General features: G+C 67.9%; 2 protein-coding genes, 1 tRNA gene, 2 rRNA genes and 1 pseudogene. All 6 read right to left on the reverse strand.

Features of this window, described 5'->3' with window-relative positions:
- Positions 1 to 288: pseudogene (locus QJR12_RS17640) on the reverse strand (transposase); the annotation flags it as partial.
- 28 nt (positions 289 to 316) lie between these two features.
- A complete protein-coding gene (locus QJR12_RS17645) occupies positions 317 to 526 on the reverse strand; it encodes a hypothetical protein (RefSeq protein WP_300584791.1) in 210 nt (69 codons plus the stop codon).
- 9 nt (positions 527 to 535) lie between these two features.
- Positions 536 to 772 carry a transposase gene (locus QJR12_RS17650; RefSeq protein WP_300584793.1) on the reverse strand — a complete coding sequence of 79 codons (237 nt, stop codon included), beginning with the start codon at positions 770 to 772 and terminating at the stop codon, positions 536 to 538.
- A gap of 148 nt (positions 773 to 920) precedes the next feature.
- Positions 921 to 997 (reverse strand) — tRNA-Met (locus tag QJR12_RS17655).
- 37 nt (positions 998 to 1,034) lie between these two features.
- Positions 1,035 to 1,149, reverse strand: a 5S ribosomal RNA gene (gene rrf / locus QJR12_RS17660).
- Positions 1,150 to 1,268: 119 nt separating this feature from the next.
- Positions 1,269 to 1,512: ribosomal RNA gene (locus QJR12_RS17665) — 23S ribosomal RNA — on the reverse strand; the annotation flags it as partial.

Raw genomic sequence — 1,512 nt, forward strand, 5'->3', positions numbered from 1 at the left:
GGTATGGCCGCGGGCCATGCGATCGAGGACGGTGGCGATGTAGGCCTCGGGATCGAGGCCGTTGAGCTTCGCGGTCTCGGCGATGGTGTAGATGATGGCGGCGCGCTCGCCACCGGCCTTAGAGCCGAGGAACAGGAAGTTCTTGCGGGTGACGGCGATGCCGCGCAGCAGTCGCTCCGAGGGGTTGTTGTCGATCGACAGCCTGCCGTCCTCGGCATAGCGGGTCAGCGCCTCCCATCGGCTGAGGGCGTATTGCAAGGCTTTGGCGAGACCCGACTGGCCGGATACACCCGCGTGCCCGGAGGCGGTCGCAGCATCAGCGAGCGCCAAGTTCGGCCAGCACGGTCCGCAGCAGCGCCGCACCGATCTGGCCGATAATGCGTACCGTCGCCCCAGAGGGCAGGACCAGCTCGATCGTCCCAGCTGCCTCCACCATCGGGCTCGCCCCGGCAGGCGGCGGCTCCAGCTTCGGCGTCTCCGTCACAACCCCGACCGGCACGAAGCCCGACATCGCCGCTGCCAGCATCTCCTTGCGTCAGGTGAACAGCAGCCCGGTGCTGATCCCGTGCCGGTCCGCCACCGCCTTGGCCACCGTGCCAGGTTCCAAGGTCTCCCGCACGATCCGCAGTTTGTCCTCGGTCGACCAACTCCGCCGCCGGACAGCCCGAACCCGAACCTCTACTCCCGGGCCGCTGCCGCGTTGTACAGGCCTCTTACGAGCCTCGTAAGAGCTGCCTACGAGGTCCGCCGCCATATCCGTGTCGTTCGTCATGCCCGCCACATCGGCCAACACCAGCCGTCAACTCAAGGCGTGGATCAGCTGTCGCTTACGGCCTTTCTGCGCCTCGGCGGTGCGCCGCACGGCAAATCGGCCGTTCTCCGGGTGGGGAACGGCCGTTTTCGGGAAGTCTTGGGATCGTTGGATGCGGGGACAGGATTTGAACCTGTGACCTTCAGGTTATGAGCCTGACGAGCTACCGGGCTGCTCCACCCCGCGGGGGTGTGGTGTGTGGTGGTGAGGGTCCGGCGTGGTGGCCCGGCGGCGACCGACTCTCCCGCGCCTTGAGGCGCAGTACCATGGGCGCTGGGGTGTTTCACGGCCGAGTTCGGGATGGGATCGGGTGTGGCAACCCCGCGATGGCCACCGGGCCACCAGGCCGGACCCTCTGGTGATGGGCTCCGGGATTGGTTCGATCGGGTGTTGGGGTGGGGCGCGGCTTGGTGCTGCGGGCGGGGCCGGCCTTGCGGGCCGGCGCGGCGGCGCGGCGATCGGGAGCTCTGTCGGGCGATTAGGACCGCTCGGCTGCATGCATTGCTGCACTTCCACCTGCGGCCTATCGACGTGATGGTCTCTCACGGCCCTCGAGGGAGACCTGGTCTTGAGGGGGGTTTCCCGCTTAGATGCCTTCAGCGGTTATCCCGTCCGCACTTGGCTACCCGGCGGTGCGGCTGGCGCCACAACCGGTGCACCAGAGGTGCGTCCATCCCGGTCCTCTCGTACTAGGGACGGCG

The organism is Mycobacterium sp. (genome assembly GCF_029961025.1).
GTDB lineage: Bacteria > Actinomycetota > Actinomycetes > Mycobacteriales > Mycobacteriaceae > Mycobacterium.